The 18,273-nt window shown below is 61.1% G+C and carries 21 protein-coding genes and 3 pseudogenes; 13 read left to right on the top strand and 11 right to left on the bottom strand.

Annotated elements, in window-relative coordinates:
• Positions 1-5: 5 nt before the first annotated feature.
• Positions 6-245, top strand: coding sequence for a DUF2789 domain-containing protein (locus AC3FNH_RS26605; RefSeq protein WP_488722199.1), 240 nt, complete (start codon positions 6-8; stop codon positions 243-245).
• A gap of 254 nt (positions 246-499) precedes the next feature.
• Here AC3FNH_RS26605 and AC3FNH_RS26610 read toward each other — a convergent pair whose 3' ends face one another.
• From AC3FNH_RS26610 to AC3FNH_RS26620, 3 genes are all read right to left on the bottom strand, one after another.
• Positions 500-1,048, bottom strand: coding sequence for a hypothetical protein (locus AC3FNH_RS26610; protein WP_488722200.1), 549 nt, complete (start codon positions 1,046-1,048; stop codon positions 500-502).
• A 206-nt stretch (positions 1,049-1,254) separates the two neighbouring features.
• Positions 1,255-1,659, bottom strand: a complete 405-nt coding sequence (locus AC3FNH_RS26615) for a cupin domain-containing protein (protein WP_488722201.1) — start codon at positions 1,657-1,659, stop codon at positions 1,255-1,257.
• A 4-nt stretch (positions 1,660-1,663) separates the two neighbouring features.
• Entirely contained in the window at positions 1,664-2,416 is a 753-nt protein-coding gene (locus tag AC3FNH_RS26620; RefSeq protein ID WP_276102892.1) for an SDR family oxidoreductase, read from the bottom strand.
• Between the two features lie 191 nt (positions 2,417-2,607).
• Between AC3FNH_RS26620 and pdxR the strand changes: the two genes are divergently transcribed.
• Positions 2,608-4,131, top strand: a complete 1,524-nt coding sequence (pdxR, locus tag AC3FNH_RS26625; protein WP_488722202.1) for a MocR-like pyridoxine biosynthesis transcription factor PdxR — start codon at positions 2,608-2,610, stop codon at positions 4,129-4,131.
• 550 nt (positions 4,132-4,681) lie between these two features.
• Here pdxR and AC3FNH_RS26630 read toward each other — a convergent pair.
• From AC3FNH_RS26630 to AC3FNH_RS26645, 4 genes and pseudogenes are all read right to left on the bottom strand, one after another.
• Positions 4,682-4,927 (bottom strand): hypothetical protein, encoded by a 246-nt coding sequence (locus AC3FNH_RS26630; RefSeq protein ID WP_488722203.1) that lies wholly within the window; start codon positions 4,925-4,927, stop codon positions 4,682-4,684.
• A 244-nt stretch (positions 4,928-5,171) separates the two neighbouring features.
• Positions 5,172-5,285: pseudogene (locus AC3FNH_RS26635) on the bottom strand (oxidoreductase); the annotation flags it as partial.
• A 37-nt stretch (positions 5,286-5,322) separates the two neighbouring features.
• Complete coding sequence (locus tag AC3FNH_RS26640; RefSeq protein ID WP_276100014.1) at positions 5,323-6,267, bottom strand: alpha/beta fold hydrolase; 945 nt, start codon at positions 6,265-6,267, stop codon at positions 5,323-5,325.
• 28 nt (positions 6,268-6,295) lie between these two features.
• Positions 6,296-7,705: an MATE family efflux transporter gene (locus AC3FNH_RS26645; protein ID WP_488722204.1), complete on the bottom strand. Its 1,410-nt coding sequence runs from the start codon at positions 7,703-7,705 to the stop codon at positions 6,296-6,298.
• 257 nt (positions 7,706-7,962) lie between these two features.
• Between AC3FNH_RS26645 and AC3FNH_RS26650 the strand changes: the two are divergent.
• The 3 genes and pseudogenes from AC3FNH_RS26650 to AC3FNH_RS26660 all read left to right on the top strand — a co-directional run.
• A pseudogene (locus tag AC3FNH_RS26650) lies at positions 7,963-8,136 on the top strand (enoyl-CoA hydratase-related protein); the annotation flags it as partial.
• Positions 8,137-8,221: 85 nt separating this feature from the next.
• Positions 8,222-8,611: an NnrU family protein gene (locus AC3FNH_RS26655; protein ID WP_488722205.1), complete on the top strand. Its 390-nt coding sequence runs from the start codon at positions 8,222-8,224 to the stop codon at positions 8,609-8,611.
• Positions 8,593-8,871 (top strand): NnrU family protein, encoded by a 279-nt coding sequence (locus AC3FNH_RS26660; RefSeq protein ID WP_488722206.1) that lies wholly within the window; start codon positions 8,593-8,595, stop codon positions 8,869-8,871. The genes AC3FNH_RS26655 and AC3FNH_RS26660 overlap by 19 nt, the downstream gene beginning before the upstream one ends.
• 245 nt (positions 8,872-9,116) lie before the next feature.
• On the opposite strand, the gene argC is transcribed toward AC3FNH_RS26660, so the two are convergent.
• A complete protein-coding gene (gene argC, locus AC3FNH_RS26665) occupies positions 9,117-10,070 on the bottom strand; it encodes an N-acetyl-gamma-glutamyl-phosphate reductase (RefSeq protein WP_488722207.1) in 954 nt (317 codons plus the stop codon).
• Between the two features lie 200 nt (positions 10,071-10,270).
• Between argC and AC3FNH_RS26670 the strand changes: the two genes are divergently transcribed.
• The 8 genes and pseudogenes from AC3FNH_RS26670 (at position 10,271) to AC3FNH_RS26705 (ending at position 15,923) form a co-directional block, all read left to right on the top strand.
• Positions 10,271-11,155, top strand: coding sequence for a LysR family transcriptional regulator (locus tag AC3FNH_RS26670; RefSeq protein WP_488722208.1), 885 nt, complete (start codon positions 10,271-10,273; stop codon positions 11,153-11,155).
• A 250-nt stretch (positions 11,156-11,405) separates the two neighbouring features.
• A pseudogene (locus tag AC3FNH_RS26675) lies at positions 11,406-11,582 on the top strand (transketolase family protein); the annotation flags it as partial.
• Between the two features lie 371 nt (positions 11,583-11,953).
• Positions 11,954-12,394: an Hsp20/alpha crystallin family protein gene (locus AC3FNH_RS26680; RefSeq protein WP_276102898.1), complete on the top strand. Its 441-nt coding sequence runs from the start codon at positions 11,954-11,956 to the stop codon at positions 12,392-12,394.
• Between the two features lie 16 nt (positions 12,395-12,410).
• Complete coding sequence (locus AC3FNH_RS26685) at positions 12,411-12,827, top strand: Hsp20/alpha crystallin family protein (RefSeq protein ID WP_488722209.1); 417 nt, start codon at positions 12,411-12,413, stop codon at positions 12,825-12,827.
• A 111-nt stretch (positions 12,828-12,938) separates the two neighbouring features.
• A complete protein-coding gene (locus AC3FNH_RS26690; protein ID WP_488722210.1) occupies positions 12,939-13,505 on the top strand; it encodes an Hsp20/alpha crystallin family protein in 567 nt (188 codons plus the stop codon).
• 34 nt (positions 13,506-13,539) lie between these two features.
• Positions 13,540-13,923 carry a hypothetical protein gene (locus AC3FNH_RS26695; RefSeq protein WP_488722211.1) on the top strand — a complete coding sequence of 128 codons (384 nt, stop codon included), beginning with the start codon at positions 13,540-13,542 and terminating at the stop codon, positions 13,921-13,923.
• Positions 13,924-13,982: 59 nt separating this feature from the next.
• Positions 13,983-14,303: a hypothetical protein gene (locus AC3FNH_RS26700; protein WP_488722212.1), complete on the top strand. Its 321-nt coding sequence runs from the start codon at positions 13,983-13,985 to the stop codon at positions 14,301-14,303.
• A 462-nt stretch (positions 14,304-14,765) separates the two neighbouring features.
• On the top strand, positions 14,766-15,923 hold the full coding sequence (locus AC3FNH_RS26705) for a hypothetical protein (RefSeq protein WP_488722213.1): 1,158 nt from the start codon (positions 14,766-14,768) through the stop codon (positions 15,921-15,923).
• A 177-nt stretch (positions 15,924-16,100) separates the two neighbouring features.
• Here the strand turns inward: AC3FNH_RS26705 and AC3FNH_RS26710 are convergent, their stop codons facing one another.
• The 3 genes from AC3FNH_RS26710 to AC3FNH_RS26720 form a co-directional block, all read right to left on the bottom strand.
• Positions 16,101-17,159 carry an NAD(P)H-dependent flavin oxidoreductase gene (locus AC3FNH_RS26710; protein ID WP_488722214.1) on the bottom strand — a complete coding sequence of 353 codons (1,059 nt, stop codon included), beginning with the start codon at positions 17,157-17,159 and terminating at the stop codon, positions 16,101-16,103.
• 18 nt (positions 17,160-17,177) lie between these two features.
• The gene (locus AC3FNH_RS26715; RefSeq protein ID WP_488722215.1) at positions 17,178-17,591 is read right to left on the bottom strand and encodes a VOC family protein; all 414 of its coding nucleotides are present in this window, start codon (positions 17,589-17,591) and stop codon (positions 17,178-17,180) included.
• 62 nt (positions 17,592-17,653) lie between these two features.
• Positions 17,654-18,190, bottom strand: coding sequence for a tautomerase family protein (locus AC3FNH_RS26720; protein ID WP_488722216.1), 537 nt, complete (start codon positions 18,188-18,190; stop codon positions 17,654-17,656).
• Positions 18,191-18,273 lie beyond the last annotated feature (83 nt).

Consider the following 18,273-nt stretch of genomic DNA (forward strand, 5'->3'; position numbering starts at 1 on the left):
CAATCATGACCAAGCAGTATCCGACCTTCGTCGATCTGTTCGCCCAACTTGGGCTACCCACCGACGAAACCGCCATCGGCGAGTTTATTGCCGCACACTCACCTTTACCGCGCGGCGTCGAGTTGTGCGAGGCGTCATTCTGGACACCATCTCAGGCAGCATTGCTCCGAGACGAATTCATGGATGACGCTGACTGGGTACCCGTCATTGACCAACTGAATCTTGCGCTGCGTAGTACCGCCTGATCTTTCGGCATCTCAAACGCGTGGCGCAAGCGTAATCGGAAAAAATCGGAGGTGGTACAACGGACATCCGAACGACGGCGAACGCAGCGACCAAGCGGCTCTTCATGGCCGGCAGGAGTCAGTTTTCCCAAGGGTCGAAGAAACCCTGCGGCGACGGGCTGTAGCCGACCCATAAGGACATTCGGGTTTTCTGGATAGCAGCCATTCGTTCTAGATGCCCCGCTCGGCCTTTCCCGCAGTTCCGCAGACAGCTCTTAACGTTCCTTGGTTAGACTTTCGGCCTGTCGCCGGACCCTGGCAAGCATACGCCGTCGGATTAACCCGCTGACGGGACGGATGATGTACCAGTAGGGAGCAAATCGGCGACGAACTGCCGCAGTTGGACAAAACACCCGGGTCTCCGTGCTCAGCAAGGATGCGCCTGACGCATCGGCATCTACGTTGAAGCTCATGACGAGCTGGCAGACGTCCTGTCTGACGGTCGTCTTGAAGGCTTCGGCGGAACCAATATCTAGCAAACCGTAATCTGCCCGCCAGAACGCTCCGGTCAGCCCGAACGCTAGTCCGGAGTCTCCCTCGCGACCAAGAAAGGTGAAATCGTCGAGATCAAGCGGGGGGCTGCTCGACCGGTTCATAAGTCGTGAGGGCAATTCACGCAGGCCGATGGCTAGTCGTACAAGAGGATCGTGTTGCGCACGTTGGCGAGTAACGCAATCCAGAATAACGTTCGCCGGGGCGTTTACGAGGGCAGTGTGTCGCTCGCGGAAATCATAATGAGGCAGAAAATCGTCGATCAGAGGCATTTATATTTTTCCGCTCGTCTGCAATTCAATCCACGAAGAAAATTGTTTGCCATCCACACGTCGATTGTCAGCGATCTAGGCGTCCGTGTCGACCGGCCGTTCATGGCCGGTTCCGGTCATGCGAGGAGAGGGCGCCAGCCGGAGCTTCCCAGCCCCGGAGCGGGCGCCCCGCACCGGCACCGGCGGTGCCTGCGTGAACGAGTTGGCTACTTCACCGGAGTCAGGACTGGCGCGCCCTTGTTCTTGAGCAGGAGCACGACGAACTTGGCTGGCCGTGTGGAACTGGCGTTGCGCCCGACAGTATGGATATCGTCCGGGCCTTCGTGGAATGTGTCCCCGGGCTTGAGGGTCACCTCCTTTCCACCCTTGAGGCCCATGACAATGCTTCCCTCGAGCACATAGACGAAGGCATGTGCGTCATGACGATGTACAGGATCGACCGAGCCAGGCGGATATTCCACGACGATCATCTCGACTTCCTTGCCCGGATACTCGGGCAATGGTTCCGAGCGCAGCGGCGTGACATGGGCTTGCGGTGCGGCCATGGCCGGTTGCATGGCTGTGAGGCAGGGCAACATCAGGGTTGCCGCCAACAACACGATCGCTTTCATGGCGTTACTCCCCTCGAGCCTGCGCCAGCCACTGATCGAGACCGATGCGGCCGATCCGCGCGTCGCCGAGCGGCACGAGCGACAGTTCGTCGACGTGGCCGCCGTAGTACCGCGCATCGCGATCCGTCACGACCGGGCGAGTGTCGCCTACCGATTTCAGGTAACGCGCGATGATCTCCGCAAAGGGCGCACGATCCGGGCCGGCGATGTCAATGGTGCCGTTCAGTGGCGCCGCGAGCGCGACCTGCGAGAGGATGGCCGCGATGTCGTCCGCGGCGATCGGCTGGAACAGCCCGTCGCCGACGCGCACGGTGCCGCTCTCCGTGCTGAAATCCGCGATGCCGCCAATGAATTCCATGAACTGCGTGGCGCGCACGATCGTGTATGGCACGCCGGCCGCTTCGATCGCCTCTTCCTGCGCGACTTTGGCGGTGAAATACGCATTCTCCGGCATGCGGTCGGTGCCGACGATCGACAGCGCGACGTGATGGCGCACGCCCGCGGCCACTTCTGCTTTGCCGAGATTGCGCGCCGACGTACGGAAGAAGTCCAGTACCGCCTGTGGCTCCCATGATGGCGCGTTCGTCACGTCCACCACGACGTCCGCGTCGATGAGAGCGTTGCTCAGGCCTTCGCCCGTCACCGAGTTGACGCCGGTGCGCGGGGATGCGGCGATCGCCTGATGGCCTGCCTCCCTGAGCAGGGTGACAAGACGTGAGCCGATCAGGCCCGAACCACCGATTACGACGATCTTCATGGCAGTTTTCTCCAGCTGAGAGTAGATGAACGCGCGGAGCGCTTGATGTGGCGGCATCGCGTGAAAAGCGCCAGTCACCGTTGCCTTGCCTGAAGTCATTGTGGAGCTATCATGCCCTATACAATAGGGCCAAGAATTAACGATATGACTAGTCCAAGTTATTGCTGTGCTTCCTTGCCGGCAAGCCTGCCATGACCGCGCGAACCCCCGCATTGGCCATCGAAATCGATCGCCGGAGGTCCTTGCCGATCTATCTGCAGATTTGCGAGCGTTTCAGGACGGCGATCGCGGCAGGGCATCTGCGTCCCGGCGATCGCGTGCCCGCGCTGCGCGGCCTCGCCACGCAATTGAATACGGCGCGAGGCACGGTCGAACTGGCCTATACGATACTTGTCGACGAGGGCTATCTGCAGATGCGTGGTGCGGCGGGCACGTACATATCGCCTTCGCTACCGGCGTCAGTGGTCCGTTCGACACGTACACAGGACCGCCAGAACGCGCCCGGCGCGCGACTCGCTGAAGGGGCGGACGCGGCGAAGGCGCCGGACGCGTCTGATCAGCCCATGCCGCGCCAGTTGCCGATCAGCGTCGCCATGAGCGGCGAGCCGCGGCCGTTGCAGCCGGGCCTGCCAGCGCTCGACGCGTTTCCGCGCAAGATATGGAGCCGGCTGGTTTCACACCGTGCGCGCAGTGGCGAACGCACGATGCTCGCCTACCCGGATCCTGCGGGCTATCGGCCACTGCGCGAACACATTGCCACCCATCTGGGTCTGTCGCGAGGCATAACATGCCTGCCCGAGCAGGTGTTCGTTACCACTGGCTACCGCGCGACGCTCGAACTCGTCTTGCGCAGTCTTGCGAGCCCGAGCGATCGCATATGGTTCGAGGATCCCGGCTATCTGCTCGCGCGCAGCTTTCTGGCCGAGACCGGTGTGCAACTCGTCCCGGTTCCCGTCGATGACGAAGGGATCGATGTCGAACGCGGCATGGAACTGGATCCCGAGGCGCGCTTCGCACTGGTCACGCCATCGCATCAGAGCCCGCTCGGGCATACGCTGTCGCTCGCCAGGCGTATGACGTTGCTAAGCTGGGCGGAAAAGGCGTCTCGCTGGATCATCGAAGATGACTATGACAGCGAGTTCCGCTATCTGGGCCGGCCATTGCCGGCCCTGAAAAGCCTTGACCGGCATGATCGCGTGCTCTATTGCGGCACGTTCAGCAAGGTGATGTTCCCCGGTTTGCGGCTCGCATATGCGGTGGTGCCGGAGCGCGCGGTCGAGCGCGTTACGCGGGTAGCGTGCAGCATGAATGCCGGCTCGCCGACGCTACTGCAGGCAACCCTGGCGGATTTCATTGAACAAGGGCATTTCGCGCGGCATGTGAAGCGGATGCGGTCTTTGTATGCACAGCGGCGCATGCTGATCTCGCACGCGCTAAAGGATGCATTCGGCGAGCGGATGAATGTTGAATTGCCACCGGGCGGAATCCAGTTCGCGGTGCAATTCGCCGATGGCGTCCATGGCCCCGTCGATGATGTTGACGTTGCCTGGCGTGCTCGGCAGGCTGGGCTTGCGGTGCTGCCACTTTCGATCTGGTATGCGAACGGCCGTATGCGGGGCACACCGCGCGGCCTCGTGATTGGCTTCGCGAACATCCCCGATGCGGGCGAAGCGCACCGTCTCGCGCGTACGTTGCGCGCATGTCTTGATGGCTGACGTGTGGGGCGGGTACATGCCTGCTCTGGGTCCGGGGCGACTGCCGCCCATGAGTGCGCGGGTGGCAACGGGCGGCTACCGACCCCTGAGCGGTCATACGCGCTCGCGACAGGTGGAAGGCCGCTTCCAAGGTACTACGGCCGGTCAAGTGGTCGGCCCGGACAGCAAGTGCTCCGCCGTAGCGGTCGTGCGCAGCCATCGGACTTTCCACTCGATGAGCGGCCGTTGGTGAGAAACAGGTTAGACCGAGGTCCAGTCACGCGGAGTATTCAATCTGCCGTACCGAACACGCTAATCTGGACCGTCGCGGTTGGTCGGAAATCGAGACCGACGGCGAGAGCGCAACGCAGATCAAAGGTCGGCAGCTTGTCCTGACCTCGAGGCAGCGACTTCAGAAGGCGGGCGGCCTCGTCGACGGCATCCACGTTCATCAAGAAAGATCACGCGCGCATTTTCTTCGCGTAGTCAGAACTGCTGCATCTTCCATCTAAGAGGTCGTCTGCGTCGCCCGGGTGCACAAACGACCTTGTCCAGTGTGTGAGGGCTGGGGTTAGCGTTGCGTCGCCGGCTCAAAAGCTCCGCGATTCGCGATGACATAGTCGCGTACAGAACTCGGCTTTTGACCTGTAAGCTGTTCGACGATGTCGTTCGTGCCGGCGAATTCGCCTTCCTGATATGCGCGATACACTGGCGTGATGTGCTGGATGAAATGCGCCGGTAAGCCGAGTTGCCTGAGACGCGCTTCAAACGCTTCGAAGCAGCTTTCCGCCTCGTAACGAATTGGGCGGCCGAGCAAAGGGTCAATCCAGTTTATCCAGTTTTGATAGCAACAGGAGTCCTACAAATAAATCACTATCGTCCGCAATCTGTCACGCATTGATCAGCGCTTCACGCGATGTTGCCGATGTGTCATGGGGTCGTCGAAGACCCCAGGATGGCGAGTGGCGAAAGGGGCCCGAGCGGGACCTTCGATGGAGTGTTTAGTCGCCGAGTAGAGGCCCATATAGGGCGCTGGCAGGAATCTTTGTCTGGTTCGCATAGACCTGCGGTACAGAGCCAAAGACGATATGCTCGCGGTCGGCGAATTGCTTCGCTGTGGCTCGGCCAATCCCTGAGGAAACCCCTGTGACGAAAGCAACGAGTGGCTTGGACATTTTGAAACTCCAATCTGATGGGCTAAATTTTCTGGGTTCAATGGCTGACCGCTGCCACAGGCGAAAGAATGTCGGCAACTGCTTTCGGGTCATCAACTTGAGGCCAGTGGTTAAGCGGCAGAAGGTGAAGTTCGGCGTGCTTGAACTGTTTGGCTAGGTCTTTGGCAACACCTACATTTAGGAACGGATCGCCTTCACCCCAAATCAGGGTCACGGGCATTTCGAGGCTTGCCAGTTGGTCCACTGCTTTGCGGTTCTCCTCAACGTTCTTGTTCAGGTCTCCGGTCATCAAGTTAAATCCACGGATCGAATCGAGTTTTTCGAAGTTGTCTTCGATTATCGGTAGCAGACTGCTCTTGACTTTTGTTCGGATTTTTTCAGGCGCATCGGCCACGAATTGGTTGGCCTGGTAGCTCAACAGCCAGTTCCGTAGAGTCGTGCTGCTCATGACTGCTTCGGCGGCGGGCTTGAGCCATCCGGTAGAGCTCAGTCGGATCAACTGCGGCAGCTTCAGGGTCGGCGTATCGGTGTAGTAGGTGTTGAGCAAGACGATCGCGCTGACACGGTCTTGGTGCTTGCGTGCGTAGTTGATCACCGCCGGGCCACCTGCGTCATGTGCCACTGGAATGAAGGACTTCAGGTGCAATGCGTCGGCGACCGCCGCAAGATCGGATTCCTGCTGGTCAAATGAATACTGGAAGGTGCCTGATTTTTCCGAATCTCCAAAGCCGAGGAAGTCAAACGTGATGACACGTTGGCCGCGCTCGGAAAGGATGGGCGCCAACTCGTCATAAATTCGATGGTTGTCTGGAAAGCCATGAACCATGACCATTGCCGGCTCCGCACCGGGATAGTCTTTCACGTAGATGGACTGACCTGCTTTCTGGATGCGAAGCTCGGTGGCCTCACCTGCCGATGCGGTAAAAGCTGCGGCGCCCACGGTGAACGCGACGAAAGGGCTAAGAAATTTTGAAAGTTTCATGATGATTTCCTTTGATAGGGGTCGAGAGTTAACGTACTGACAGGGGAGAAACAGGGTTGGAATTGGCGTCTGCACGGCGGGTCAGGTATCTGGCTAGGTCAGACTTCTTTTGCCCAAACGGGTCCCCCTTGGCGAAAGCGATGGCATTGATGGCGCCGAAGATCCCGAGTGTTCCTGCCATCACCCAGTAGAGTTCTGTGACGGCACCGTTGGCTTCAGCAAGGAGATACCAACCTCCCAGCGTGGCCACAAGCAGACGTGTCAGGCTGGCGACGACTGGCCAGAGGACTTTTCCGGCCCCTTGGCTGGCGAAGTACAGCGACATGCCGAGTCCAAAGAAGACGTACATCGGCCCTGCGCGCCGGAGATAGCTCGCTCCGGCTTCTATCACTTGGGCGTCATTGCTGAAGAGTCCCATCCAGAGCTCGGGTACCAGCGCGGCAGCGATGCCGATCAGGCCCGTTACTGCCGCAGAGAGAGTGGCGGCAGTCCAAGCGATATGGCGGGCGCGCTCAATTTTTCCTGCACCGACGTTTACCCCAACCATCGTCACAGTCGCAGTTCCCACGGCGAACAACAGTGGGATGAGCAGGTAATCGAGGCGTGATGCCATGCCGTAGCCGGCGATCGCGCTCACACCCAACTTGCCAACGAGCCCAGTACATACGACCACCGTTGCGTTCGTTAGCAGAGTACCCACGGCGGAAAGTAGTCCTACACCCAAAATCGCTTTCATCAAACGCCACTCGATCCGTACGATTCGCAGGCGAACCGGTGAGCGCGGGGTCAGCATGAATATGACGAACGCAATAGTTGCGACCAGGTAGTAGACAATCATGGCGTAGCCAGCCCCCGCGATGCCCAGGCGAGGAATGGGCCCCCATCCAAGGATCAGAGGCGGTGACAGCGCAAGCGTGAGGGCGGCGCCGACGGCCGTCAGTGTTGCTGGCACTTTGACATTGCCAGCCCCGCGCAACGCCGATGCAAGCAGGTTTGCGATCCAGATGGGTATTGCTGCGCCAAACACGAGGTTGGAGTACTCAAGCGCAGCGGCCAGCGCCGGCCCCTTTCCTCCCAGCGCCCTATACAGCGCCGGTCCACCAAGTGCTGCGGCGGCGGTAAATAGCGCTCCAAATGCGATGGCTACCACCACGGCATGCCAGACGAGGGCGTCTGCGTCATTGCGTCGGCCCGCACCCATGGCTCGGGCTATGGCCGAAGAGACGCCGCCGCCCAGTCCACCGTTGGACATCATGGTCATCAGCATCAGCAGGGGGAAGACCAGTGCGACCCCTGTAATGGCGTCGGTCCCCAAAAATCCGACGAAATAGGTCTCTGCGACACCAACGAGCGTTTGCACCGCAAGGACTACAAGAATTGGCCACGCCATTCGCAGAAGACGCGGGGTGATCGGGCCGGTCAACAGTGATTCATTCACGTCTGTTATCCCTGAATAGTCACTTGCATTTTGCAAGTGAATTGAACTGTAGCATGATGCTTGCAAAATGCAAGTAACTTTCTTGTAGCAAGGACAATGGCTATGAAATCGAGGAAAAGTGCGGCGGAGGTTGCGCGGCGGTCCGTTTGCCCAGTGGCCAGCTCGCTAGATGTCGTTGGCGACAAGTGGTCGCTGCTGATCGTGCGTGATATGCGCGAAGGCAAGCGCACCTACGGGGAATTTGCGGCCTTGGACGGATCGCCGTCGTTACGCTAAATCACCCTCATACCCGCAACGCCATTGCTGATGAATCCTGCATCCAGGCCATTGTCACGGCGCTTTCGGAAATCTCCGCGGATGCGGCGCTGCGGGCTGCCATTCTGACCGGCGTCGGGTCCGCGTTCTGCGCAGGCGGCAGCCTGCAGTCGCTTGGCCAGTTCGCCGCGGGCGAGCCAGTTGCCAACGAGCACCGCTACCGCAGTGGCACCCACAGTTGCGTTGGCAGCAGTGGCCTTCGTGGGCAACCACTTTCTCTTGTCCCATCCGTTCCGCGGACGGTTGGTCCGCGCTGTTGGCGAAACAGGGTTTCTGGGCGTTTATTCGCTGGTTGCAGTCCTGACGCTCGGGTGGATGGTCATGGCCTACGGAAAGGCGCCCCTTTCGGCGCCACTATGGCCGGTAGGAAACGGGCTCTGGGCGGTTGTGACCGCGCTCATGCTGATCGCGTCGATCCTCCTGATGGGCTCTCTGATTCGCAACCCGGCGTTTCCGACAGGCGGCCGGCCCGGCTCGTTCCCCGAAGCGGCTCGCGGCGTGTATGCGGTGACGCGCCACCCAATGATGTGGTCGTTCGCACTCTGGGGGAGGGCCACGTTGCAGTGTTCCCGGTGGCCAAGAACATCATAGTCGCAGCGGCTATTGTCGTCCTCGCACTCGTCGGCGCCGCATTGCAGGACCGGAAGAAGGAGCGACTCCAGCCGGATCTCTGGCCCGCATGGGAGTCGAAGACGAGCTACTTGCCATTCGCGGCGATTGTCGCTGGCCGTGCCACGCTGGGCGGCTTTGGCTTGCATGCGCTTCTGGGCGGCCTCGTCGTCTGGCTCGTAGCGACTTGGGCGCATACCCCATTCACCGGTCGGGCGGCGGGCATCTGGCATTGGATGTAGCCGCGGGTGAGCTGTCAGGCAATGGAGCAGTAGCGAGTCGCCACCAGACACCCCGAGCCGCGAACGAACTGCGCACTGGAACTCGGCGCGCAGCCGGTTGACATTCCCACCTGCAGCCATACAACTTGGCATGACCTCCGAGGCCGACCCTGCTTCGCATCGGGCCGGCCGTGGTGCCACGGTTGTACGGCACTGTGCCCAGGGAATTGCCCGGCCGCGACGACCGCCGTTACCCTGGGTAGACGTCAGGCGGCCCGACGAATCTCCGCCGCCACCCCGGCCAGCATGAGGTCGAGGTTCTGCACTGCCGCCCCCGAAGCTCCCTTACCGAGGTTGTCGAACACCGCTGCCAACAGCACCTGCCCGTGTTCGCGGTTGGCGAACACGCCCAGGCGCAGGTCGTTGGTGCCGTTCAGCGCCTGCGGGTCGAGGCGAGTGGCGGCAGCCGATTCGGCGAGCGGCATCACCTCGACATGGCGCGCGTCGGCGTAGTGGTCGAGCAGGCAGGCGTGCAACCTGTCGACGTCCGTGCCGGATGCCAGCAGGTCCAATTCCAGCGCCACTGTCAGCACGATACCTTGCCGGAACGCGCCGTAGGCCGGCACGAAGGCGGGGCGCCGTGCCAGGCCCGCGTGCTGCTGGATTTCGGGTGTGTGCTTGTGCGTCAGGCCCAGGCCATAAACCTGGAAGGGCAGGGCCTGGGTGGCTTCCGGTCCCTCGTAGGTATCGACGGCGGTGCGGCCGCCACCCGAATAGCCCGACACCGCGTGGATGGCGATGGGGTAGCCGTGCGGCAGCAGGCCGGCCTCCACCAAGGGGCGCAGCAGGCCGATCGCCCCGGTCGGATAGCAGCCCGGATTGCTGACGCGCAGCGCGCCCGCGATGCGCTGCGCCTGGCCGGCGGCCATCTCCGGAAAGCCATAGGTCCAGCCGGGCTGCGTGCGGTGTGCCGAACTGGCGTCGATCACGCGCACCGCAGGGTTGACGATGGACGTCACTGCCTCGCGTGCGGCGGAGTCCGGCAGGCACAGGATGGCGATGTCGCAGCCGTTGATGGCGTCGGCGCGGGCGCGCGCATCCTTGCGCTGGCCGGCGGGCAGCGTCAGCAGGCGCAAATCGTCGCGTCCGCGGAGGCGTTCGTGGATCTGCAGGCCGGTGGTGCCCTGGTCGCCGTCGATGAAAACAAGAGGGTAGCGCATGGGATGGATCCTCGGAAGTGGCGTGAAAGTGGCGGCCCCGGCCGGTGCGGCATCAGCTCCGCATTGGTGCGGCCGGTACAGGAAGCGCCATCTTGCGCCACCGGATAGAATCGAAAAAGTTGAATTTCATGACGATGAAATTTACGTTTTCTGAACGATCTGCTCCTCAGTAGATAAGCCCTTAACCGGAGTGCTGCCCCATGCGCGAGATCAGCCTGGACCGCCTGCGTACCCTTGTCGCCATCGCCGATCTGGGTTCCTTCGCCGAAGCTGCGCGCGCGTTGCACTTGGCTCCGCCCACCGTCAGCCTGCACATTGCCGAGCTGGAAGCCCGCGTCGGTGCGCCACTGCTGACGCGTAAGCGCGGCGAGGTGCGTCCGTCGTCCATTGGCGAGACATTGGTCGATCGCGCCCGCCGCCTGCTGGCCGATGCCGACCTTGCGCTGGACGACGTGCGGCGTCAGGTGCAGGGGTTGACCGGCCGCGTGCGCCTCGGCGCTTCGACCGGGGTCATCGCCCACCTGCTGCCGCAGGCGCTGGCCATGCTGGCGGAACGGCATCCCGACATCGACGTGCAGGTGGCCGTGCTCACCTCGGAGGAGACGCTGGCGCGGCTGGCCGCCGGCACGCTGGAGGTCGGTCTGGTGGCACTGCCACAGGCGCGCGTGGCGGGGCTGACCATCCGCCCTTGGCGGCGCGATCCGGTACGGGCTTTCCTGCCCGCGAGCTGGCCCTGCCCGGCGCGCATCACGCCGGCCTGGCTGGCAACGCGTCCGCTGATCCTGAATGACGGCACCACGCGCCTGTCGCGTTTGACCGCCGAGTGGTTCGCCACCGGTGGCCACAGGCCGGCGCCGCGTATTCAGCTCAACTACAACGACGCCATCAAGAGTCTGGTGGCGGCCGGCTATGGGGCGGCCCTGCTGCCACACGAGGTCACCACGCCGGCTCCGGATGCGCGCGTGGTGATGCGGCCGCTGCGGCCGGCGTTGTGGCGGCGACTGGGGTTGGCGCACAGCGGGGAACGGGTAGAACGTGCCACGGAATACGTACTGGAGGCCCTGTGGGCGCTGCGGGCGGGGTAGCGCCGTTGGCCACACGTCGACCGGCGGCTGTGCGACGTGCCCCGACCGGACCTCCAGGGCGTTGCCCGGGGGCATCTTCCGCGCGGCTGCGTTGCGGGTCATTGGCCTGCGCTATCGGTGCTGCGGCGCCGAGGTAGGCAAGCAGCCAGCCTGGCAAACTGCGCCGCTCCAGAACGGCGTTATAGGCGCCGGATAATTTCGGCCTGTCGGGACCGTGGTAACAACAGACCCCGAACGACGGCCTGAAGTCCAGGGTCTCGGCGAGGCTGTGGCCACCACGCTGATGCAAGCGGGCGCTGTAGTGCCGTTCCGGCAGGTTGGTCTGCCGGATGAGTTTCTGGACGCAGGGGCGCTCCCAACGCTGCACGATCGCTATGGCATATCGACGAACGTGATGGCTGAATCGATTCGGCAGTGGATCAAGTAGGGATCGGGTGCGGGCGCCTTGCGCAGCTTCACTAGTACGGCGGCATGCACATCAAGAGGGAAGGGCTGAAGTAGAGCAGACTTCAGCCTTTCGGATAGATCGGCCCTCGCCGCTAGATTGAGACGGAAATCTGGGCGGATCGCCCGCCTGGCATATCCGTCACGCTCCAAAATGGTCTCATTCTGGATCAGCCAGGTGCCTCTTGTGATGCTTGTGACGCTTGAAATTCCGCTCGCTCGTTACTATTTTATTTTTGCTCAGGCAGTCGCGACGTCGCGCTGCGTGTTTCTGTTTGTTTGCCGGCAGCCAGGCAGGTGAATGGGAGCGCGTGATGCCCATCCCTCCTTGCTGCATTGAAGGAGGTTACGACCATGAGTGAAGCATTCTTCGGAACCGACTTGTTCAGTGAACTCGATCGCCTGCAAAGGCAAATGACGTCGCTGTTCGGCGGCTTCCCTTCCAGCATCCGCGCTGGACGCTTCGGCGCATTTCCTGCAATCAACATCGGCGCGACGGACGACTCCATCGAGATCGTTGCTTTTGCGCCCGGAGTGAAGCAGGAAAATCTCGAAGTCTCGATCGACAGGGGCTTGCTGACAATCAGCGGCGAACGCCAATCCGTCTGTCCGGACGACACGTCGGAGGCCCGACGCTACGCACAGGAGCGCTTTGTCGGCACCTTCCGCCGGGTGATCGAGCTTCCTACCGACGTAGATCCCGACAAGGTGCAAGCGCGCTACGCCAACGGCTGCCTGTCGGTCACCGTGGGCAAACGCGAGGCATCGAAGCCGCGAGCGATCACCGTCCAATAACCGGAAGGAGACTGCCATGAACGATTCTTCGCAAGTCGTCGAACGCGATCCGGGCGCCGTGGCGCAACCCAGGGACGACAAGGCCGCACAGGGCACGCGGCCCGTCACGCTACTGCCGGCGGTGGACATCGTCGAGGACAGCAGCGGCGTTACGCTTTGGGCCGACCTGCCGGGCGTGACCCGCGACAAGCTGCAAGTCAGCGTCCACGACGGCAGCCTCCACATCGAGGCGGAAGCCGTCGTGCCGACGCCGACCGGGTTACGTGTGCAGCATGCGGAAATCCGTCAGCCCCACTTTGCCCGGGCCTTCGCACTGAGTCCGGACCTGGATTCAACGCAAATCGGCGCTCAGCTGCAGGATGGCGTGCTGAAGCTGACCATTCCCCGCCGCGAGGAAGCGCGTCCGCGACGCATAACCGTCAACGTCACGTAGGACCTTCATGACGCGTCCAAAAGGACGCAACCGCGTCATGCGCCATTGCCATGCCAGCGCAGGGCGCACGACGCCTTTTGACAATCGATGATCCTCAATCGGAGCCGCGACATGAAAACGGAACTCAAGTGGAACCCCTTCAAATTCCTGCGGAAGACAGCTGCCGACAAACCGGCCGCCAATGAAGAGGCGCCCGGCACCGTCCCACCACGGCACCGGGTGCCGGAATGGCCGGACGTCTCGCGTTTCTTCTCCGGCGATCCTTGGCGTGCCATGAGCGAATTCCTGCATGAACCTCTCGCCAACTTCAGCGGCCTGGACCGCTGGTTTGGCGACTTCAGCTCGTCGCGTTTCCAGCCTCGGATCGACGTCGTCGACGACGGCGCGGCACTTCGGATCACTGCCGAATTGCCCGGCATGGAACGCGAGGAGGTGCAGATCAGCATCGAGGATGGCGCGCTAGTGCTGAGGGGCGAGAAGAAGCAGGATGTTCAGGCCGAGGAAAGCGGATGCTATCGCCTTGAGCGCGCGTACGGCGCCTTCATGCGTAGCATTCCCTTGCCGGACGGGCTTGACCTGGACAACGTCGAAGCCCGATTTAACCAAGGCGTTCTGACGCTGCGCTTGCCTAAGAGCGACACGTCATCGTCCTCCGTGCGCAAGATCAACATCCAATGAACCACTGAGACCTATTAGATAGCAGAGGCCTCTCATGGAATTCGATACCGACTGGATGACACTGGGAAAGCATCGCGTGCGCCTTTTGTGCGTGCGTGGTTTTCCGACCGAAAAGACGCGCTGCGTGGCGGAGGTCGCGCGGCTTGCAATTGAGCACAACCTGAGCGCGGCGGCACGCCTGCTCGAGGTAACGGCGGTCGGGGAAAGCGCCTATACGATTAGTATTGGCACGACCTTTCCCAAGGATAAAGACGCTGCCCTGCCTCTTGAGGTTGCACTGGCCACAGTGTTCGGCCTGAAGCCCGACCGGATCAGCATGGAAATCACGGTGGTCAATCAGGCCGAGGTGGACTTGCATTTCGGCGTCTACGAGCGGATGTTGGCGGAAAAGCTCGGCATCGTCGCGCCGATACATTGAGTTATTGAGTTGCCATGAGCTACTGTGCGCGACGACGCTGCTGACCCCGATCGGGTGCAATGATTGACGGCGGCCAAGAAGAGTTGAAAGTGGTGCGTCGTCATGGTCCATCTCCCGGGCCGAAAGCGAGTGAATCGACGTTGGGAACCGATTTACTAAAATTCCTTTTCCGATTTAAGGCGTCCGAGGCAATTTTTCGAGGAGGAAGAAAAATGCTCGAAAGATCGCAGCTTGATCAAGCAATCGATCAGATCCACGCGCTCTATGCGGCATTGAGCACGGTTTTGGCGTCAGGCCTCACCGATGAGACCAGAGGCTTCGCCGAAGAGATCTTAAGAGATGCGCGGCCATTCCTCGACGCGCAAGAGCGAAGCACTTAGGCGTATCAAACGGCCGGCGCGAGCCGGCCTTTTTTTACGGAAAGAGCCCTTGCTAGCCAGCTCGTGATCCGTCTCGAGCCCAAGGCGAGATAGGCAAACTCGGTCGCCAGGCTCGGATGCCCTTGTACTGTCGTCGCATCGGGGCAGTCAGTGCGTCGCGGGATTCCCCGCTCCTCTTGGCCAGCCGGCGCCTGGTTGTTCCGAACGTTCGACGCCGCACACTGCGAGCTCGCGTGCGCTTACGCGGTGAGCCCCCCGTGGAGTCGAATCGCCTAAGCTATTGTTAGGACAACAACGCCTCGTGAAGGGATCCGTTTGTGCAATCCAGTTAGCGCCATGCTGTGCACTCATGGGCTCAGCATGCGTGCCGACTGGGCAGAACTACCTTTAGATGTTCCGTACGGAACGGGCGCAATATGCAGTGAAATTGTCCAGATTGAAATTATAAATCGGGAGGGGGACATGGTTGCCAATTCACGTTTCGCGCGCAGAGCGCTGCTGGGGCTGTTATCCAGTGTTTTGTCGGTCGTCGCGGCCGCCACGCCTACCGAGAACGTCCGCGATGGCAAAGAGCCAGTGCCAGATGCAGGCGGCGTGATTCCACAAAAGATCGTGCACCGGACGGCTCCCCCGATAGGGGTGACCATTAATCCGTTTGGTAAGACGCCTCCGTCGGCGTCCATGGGTTACCAGCCGCCTGCCGGTGGTACGAGCTCCAACGCCTATCCGATCCAGTACTACGGCGGTCCGGTCATGGCTTCCATCAGTAAGGTGGTTCTAATCTGGTATGGCAACTGGAATCAGAGCAACAGGACCGATACTCCGACAGGACAGCAGATCATTCGGAACGCGATCTACGGCTTAGGCTACGACGCAGGTATGCAGAATAGCTATGGCTCGTATGCCGATTACTCTGGCGTCACCACTGGCGCCAATGGTATCGGCGGGTTCGGGCAGTACACGCAGTCGGTGGCAGGGGGGGTGACGCGCGTGGCGTCTACGACGATCCTCGAGTGCACGCAGCCGACCTCTTTGACCTACGGCGGGAGGACTTTATCGGATTCCGCCGTACAGTCGCTGGTGAAGGCTGCCGCGAAGTCCTCATGTTCTGGAGGCACGCCCGATGCGAACGCAGTCTATCTGGTGTTGTCCTCGTCTGATATCCGGGAATCCTCCGGATTCCTGACCAAGTACTGCGGCTGGCACACCTACACGACAATGTCGACCCCTTCCGGGAACGCGGCAATCAAGTATGGCTTCATCGGCAATCCTTCGAAGTCGATCGGCTCCTGTACTTACCAGACCACCAGTTCGCCCAATAACAACCCCGGCGTGGATGCTATGGTGTCTGTGATCGCCCATGAGCTGGACGAAACCGTCACCGACCCGGAGCTCAACGCCTGGTACAACGCCCAGGGCAGCGAGAACGGTGACATGTGCGCCTGGACCTTTGGGTCCAGTCAGGCTCTGCTGTCCAACGGCTCCTACTACAACGTGACTTTGCCGGTGCCAACCACTCCCGTCGTCCCGGGCAACTACAGCGGTCAATACCTGATCCAGCGCGCCTTGGGGGTCAATAATTCGGCGTGCTATGTCAATGCCAACCCGATTATCCAGTGAACCGATCGCGCTTCCGGAGGCTCCTGTCACCCTAGCGGTGGGTCGACATGGCCCTCGGAGGTGACCGACCACCCGCGTGCGCGCCTAGGCATGTCGCAGCCACTGCGGCGATGCGGCGGGCAATATGAGGGCTTTTGCGGAACCAAATGGCTCGGAACGACTTCTCTGCCGCTGGCGTCACCTGCCGTATAAACGTAGGCCGGACACGCATTTTTGCGCTTCCTCCCAGAGGCGCTGCGTTAGAAGCCCCGCATCTTCCTCACGCGCCATTGCCGCCGCTTCGCCCGCCCAGAGGATCGAAAAATCACTGTATCCGCCTTTTTCGTACGCAAAGCGAAGCGGATCGACTGCACCGGTTGCCAGTGGAAACGTTGGTGCTGCTGCGCTCATCGGCCCTTGCTCGCGCATGAAGCGCGTCAACAATCCACGTGCCGGGCGACCCGTGTAAAGATTGGTCAGCCGCGTCATGTCGTCACGCGCAGAGCGCAAGGCTGTGCGGTGAATGCCGGACCTGCCAGCCTGAGGCGTCATCAAGTAGGCCGTTCCTAACTGCACTGCACTCGCACCAAGAGCAAAGGCTGCCGCAATCCCTCTGCCGTCCGCAATCGCGCCGGCTGCGATAACAGGGACACTCACTGCGTCCACAACCTGCGGTAGCAGCGCAAATAACCCGGGCTGCGCGTTGATGTCGGTAGTGAGGAACATGCCTCGATGGCCTCCGGCCTCTGCGCCCTGCGCGATGATGGCGTCGACACCGCGACTCTCAAGCCAGCGCGCCTCTTCGACCGTCGTCGCGGAAGACAGAATCATCGCACCGGTATCCCTTGCCCGCGCAAGCAAGCGCTCGTCGGGGAGCCCGAAATGGAAGCTGATCACAGGTGGATGGCATTCTTCGATGACTTCGCACATCGACTCGTCGAAAGGCGCTCTGCCCGGTCCTCTTTGGGCAGCCGACAGATCGAGACCGACTTCCCTGTAATAGGGCGCGAGCAATTCGAGCCATTTCGCGTCACTCTCCTCATCCTGGCTCGGCGAGACGTGGCAGAAGAAATTGACATTGAACGGCGCCGACGTTTCCGCGCGAATTAAAGCGATCTGTTCGCGTAGTTGCGCCGGAGTGAGCGCTGCACAAGCAAGGGAACCCAAGCCACCCGCCTCGCTGACGGCAATAGTGAGAGGGCTCAGAGAACCGACCATCGGAGCTTGAATAAGAGGAATGCGGGAAGGAAGCCTCATTGTTGTTAGCGTGCGCGATTACGGGAGATTGTTTTCTGCTGCTGCAGCGTGACATACGGCCTCAACGCGGTTGCCGGCTGGGTCAACCAGGAACGCCGCATAGTAGTCAGGGTGGTAATGAAGCCTTAAGCCGGGATCTCCGTCGGAGTTCCCGCCCGCCGCGAGTCCTGCATAGAAAAAAGCATCCACATGCTCACGAGACGGGGCCTTGAAACACCAGTGTCGTTTGTTCGTCCCTATTTCAGTGGGGTCAAGATAAACTGCTAAGAAGGTCGATACCGTATCTTGCGCAGAGCAACGCTCGCTGTAACCGAGTGCAGCGGGTCGGTCATAGACCTTGCTTGCACCCAATGCTGTCATGATGGCATCGTAGAAGCGCCGCGCTTCCTGAATATTCGGAACACCGATCGACACATGATCAAGTAATTGCATCGTATGTACTCTCATTGAAGCGCGCCAGAGGCATGGATCGCTGCTTGTTCACTGCGGAGTCGCTATTCCTTGGCTGCTCCAAAACATGCTGCATCCAGAGCGGCTTCCAGCATCCTCCGCGCGTCGTCGCGCCGCTTGTCTGCGAGGCGCTCGGATCCGACGCTCCGTTGCTCAGGGTCATCGACGAGCATTGCATGAATGTCGGCTATCGTCCGAATGCCCCCGCGACTGCCCCATTGGCCCTCCGGAATCTCCGTAGGGAAAACCCAGACGCGCGTTGCAACGTCCTCGAACGCGCCATTTTCAGCACGAGCCACGGCCTCTGTGATTGCCCTGACGAGTTTCTTGCGCGACGCGTCGGTGTATTGCCCCTCAGGCACGGTAGGAATGATCCGGTAACGCGGCAACTTCGATAGCTCTCCACCAACGTACACTGCCTCAGGCCGATGAAGATTGAGCACGGTGACGCTCTGCGCAATCCGGTTGTCACAATCGTAGCCTTCCGCTTCGATCAGGATGTTCGACAGTTCCTTGAATAGGCGGGCCTCCGCGTGCGGGGTCAGGGCATCTGCAGGGATCAGCACGTCGATCATTGGCATCGTATTTCTCTCTAATCAGTTGTGTTGATGACGCGATCTTCAGGGTTTACCGGGCACAACGGGAGTGGCAGAATTGCCATTCT

It is taken from the genome of Cupriavidus sp. 22TCCZM01-5 (assembly GCF_057798915.1).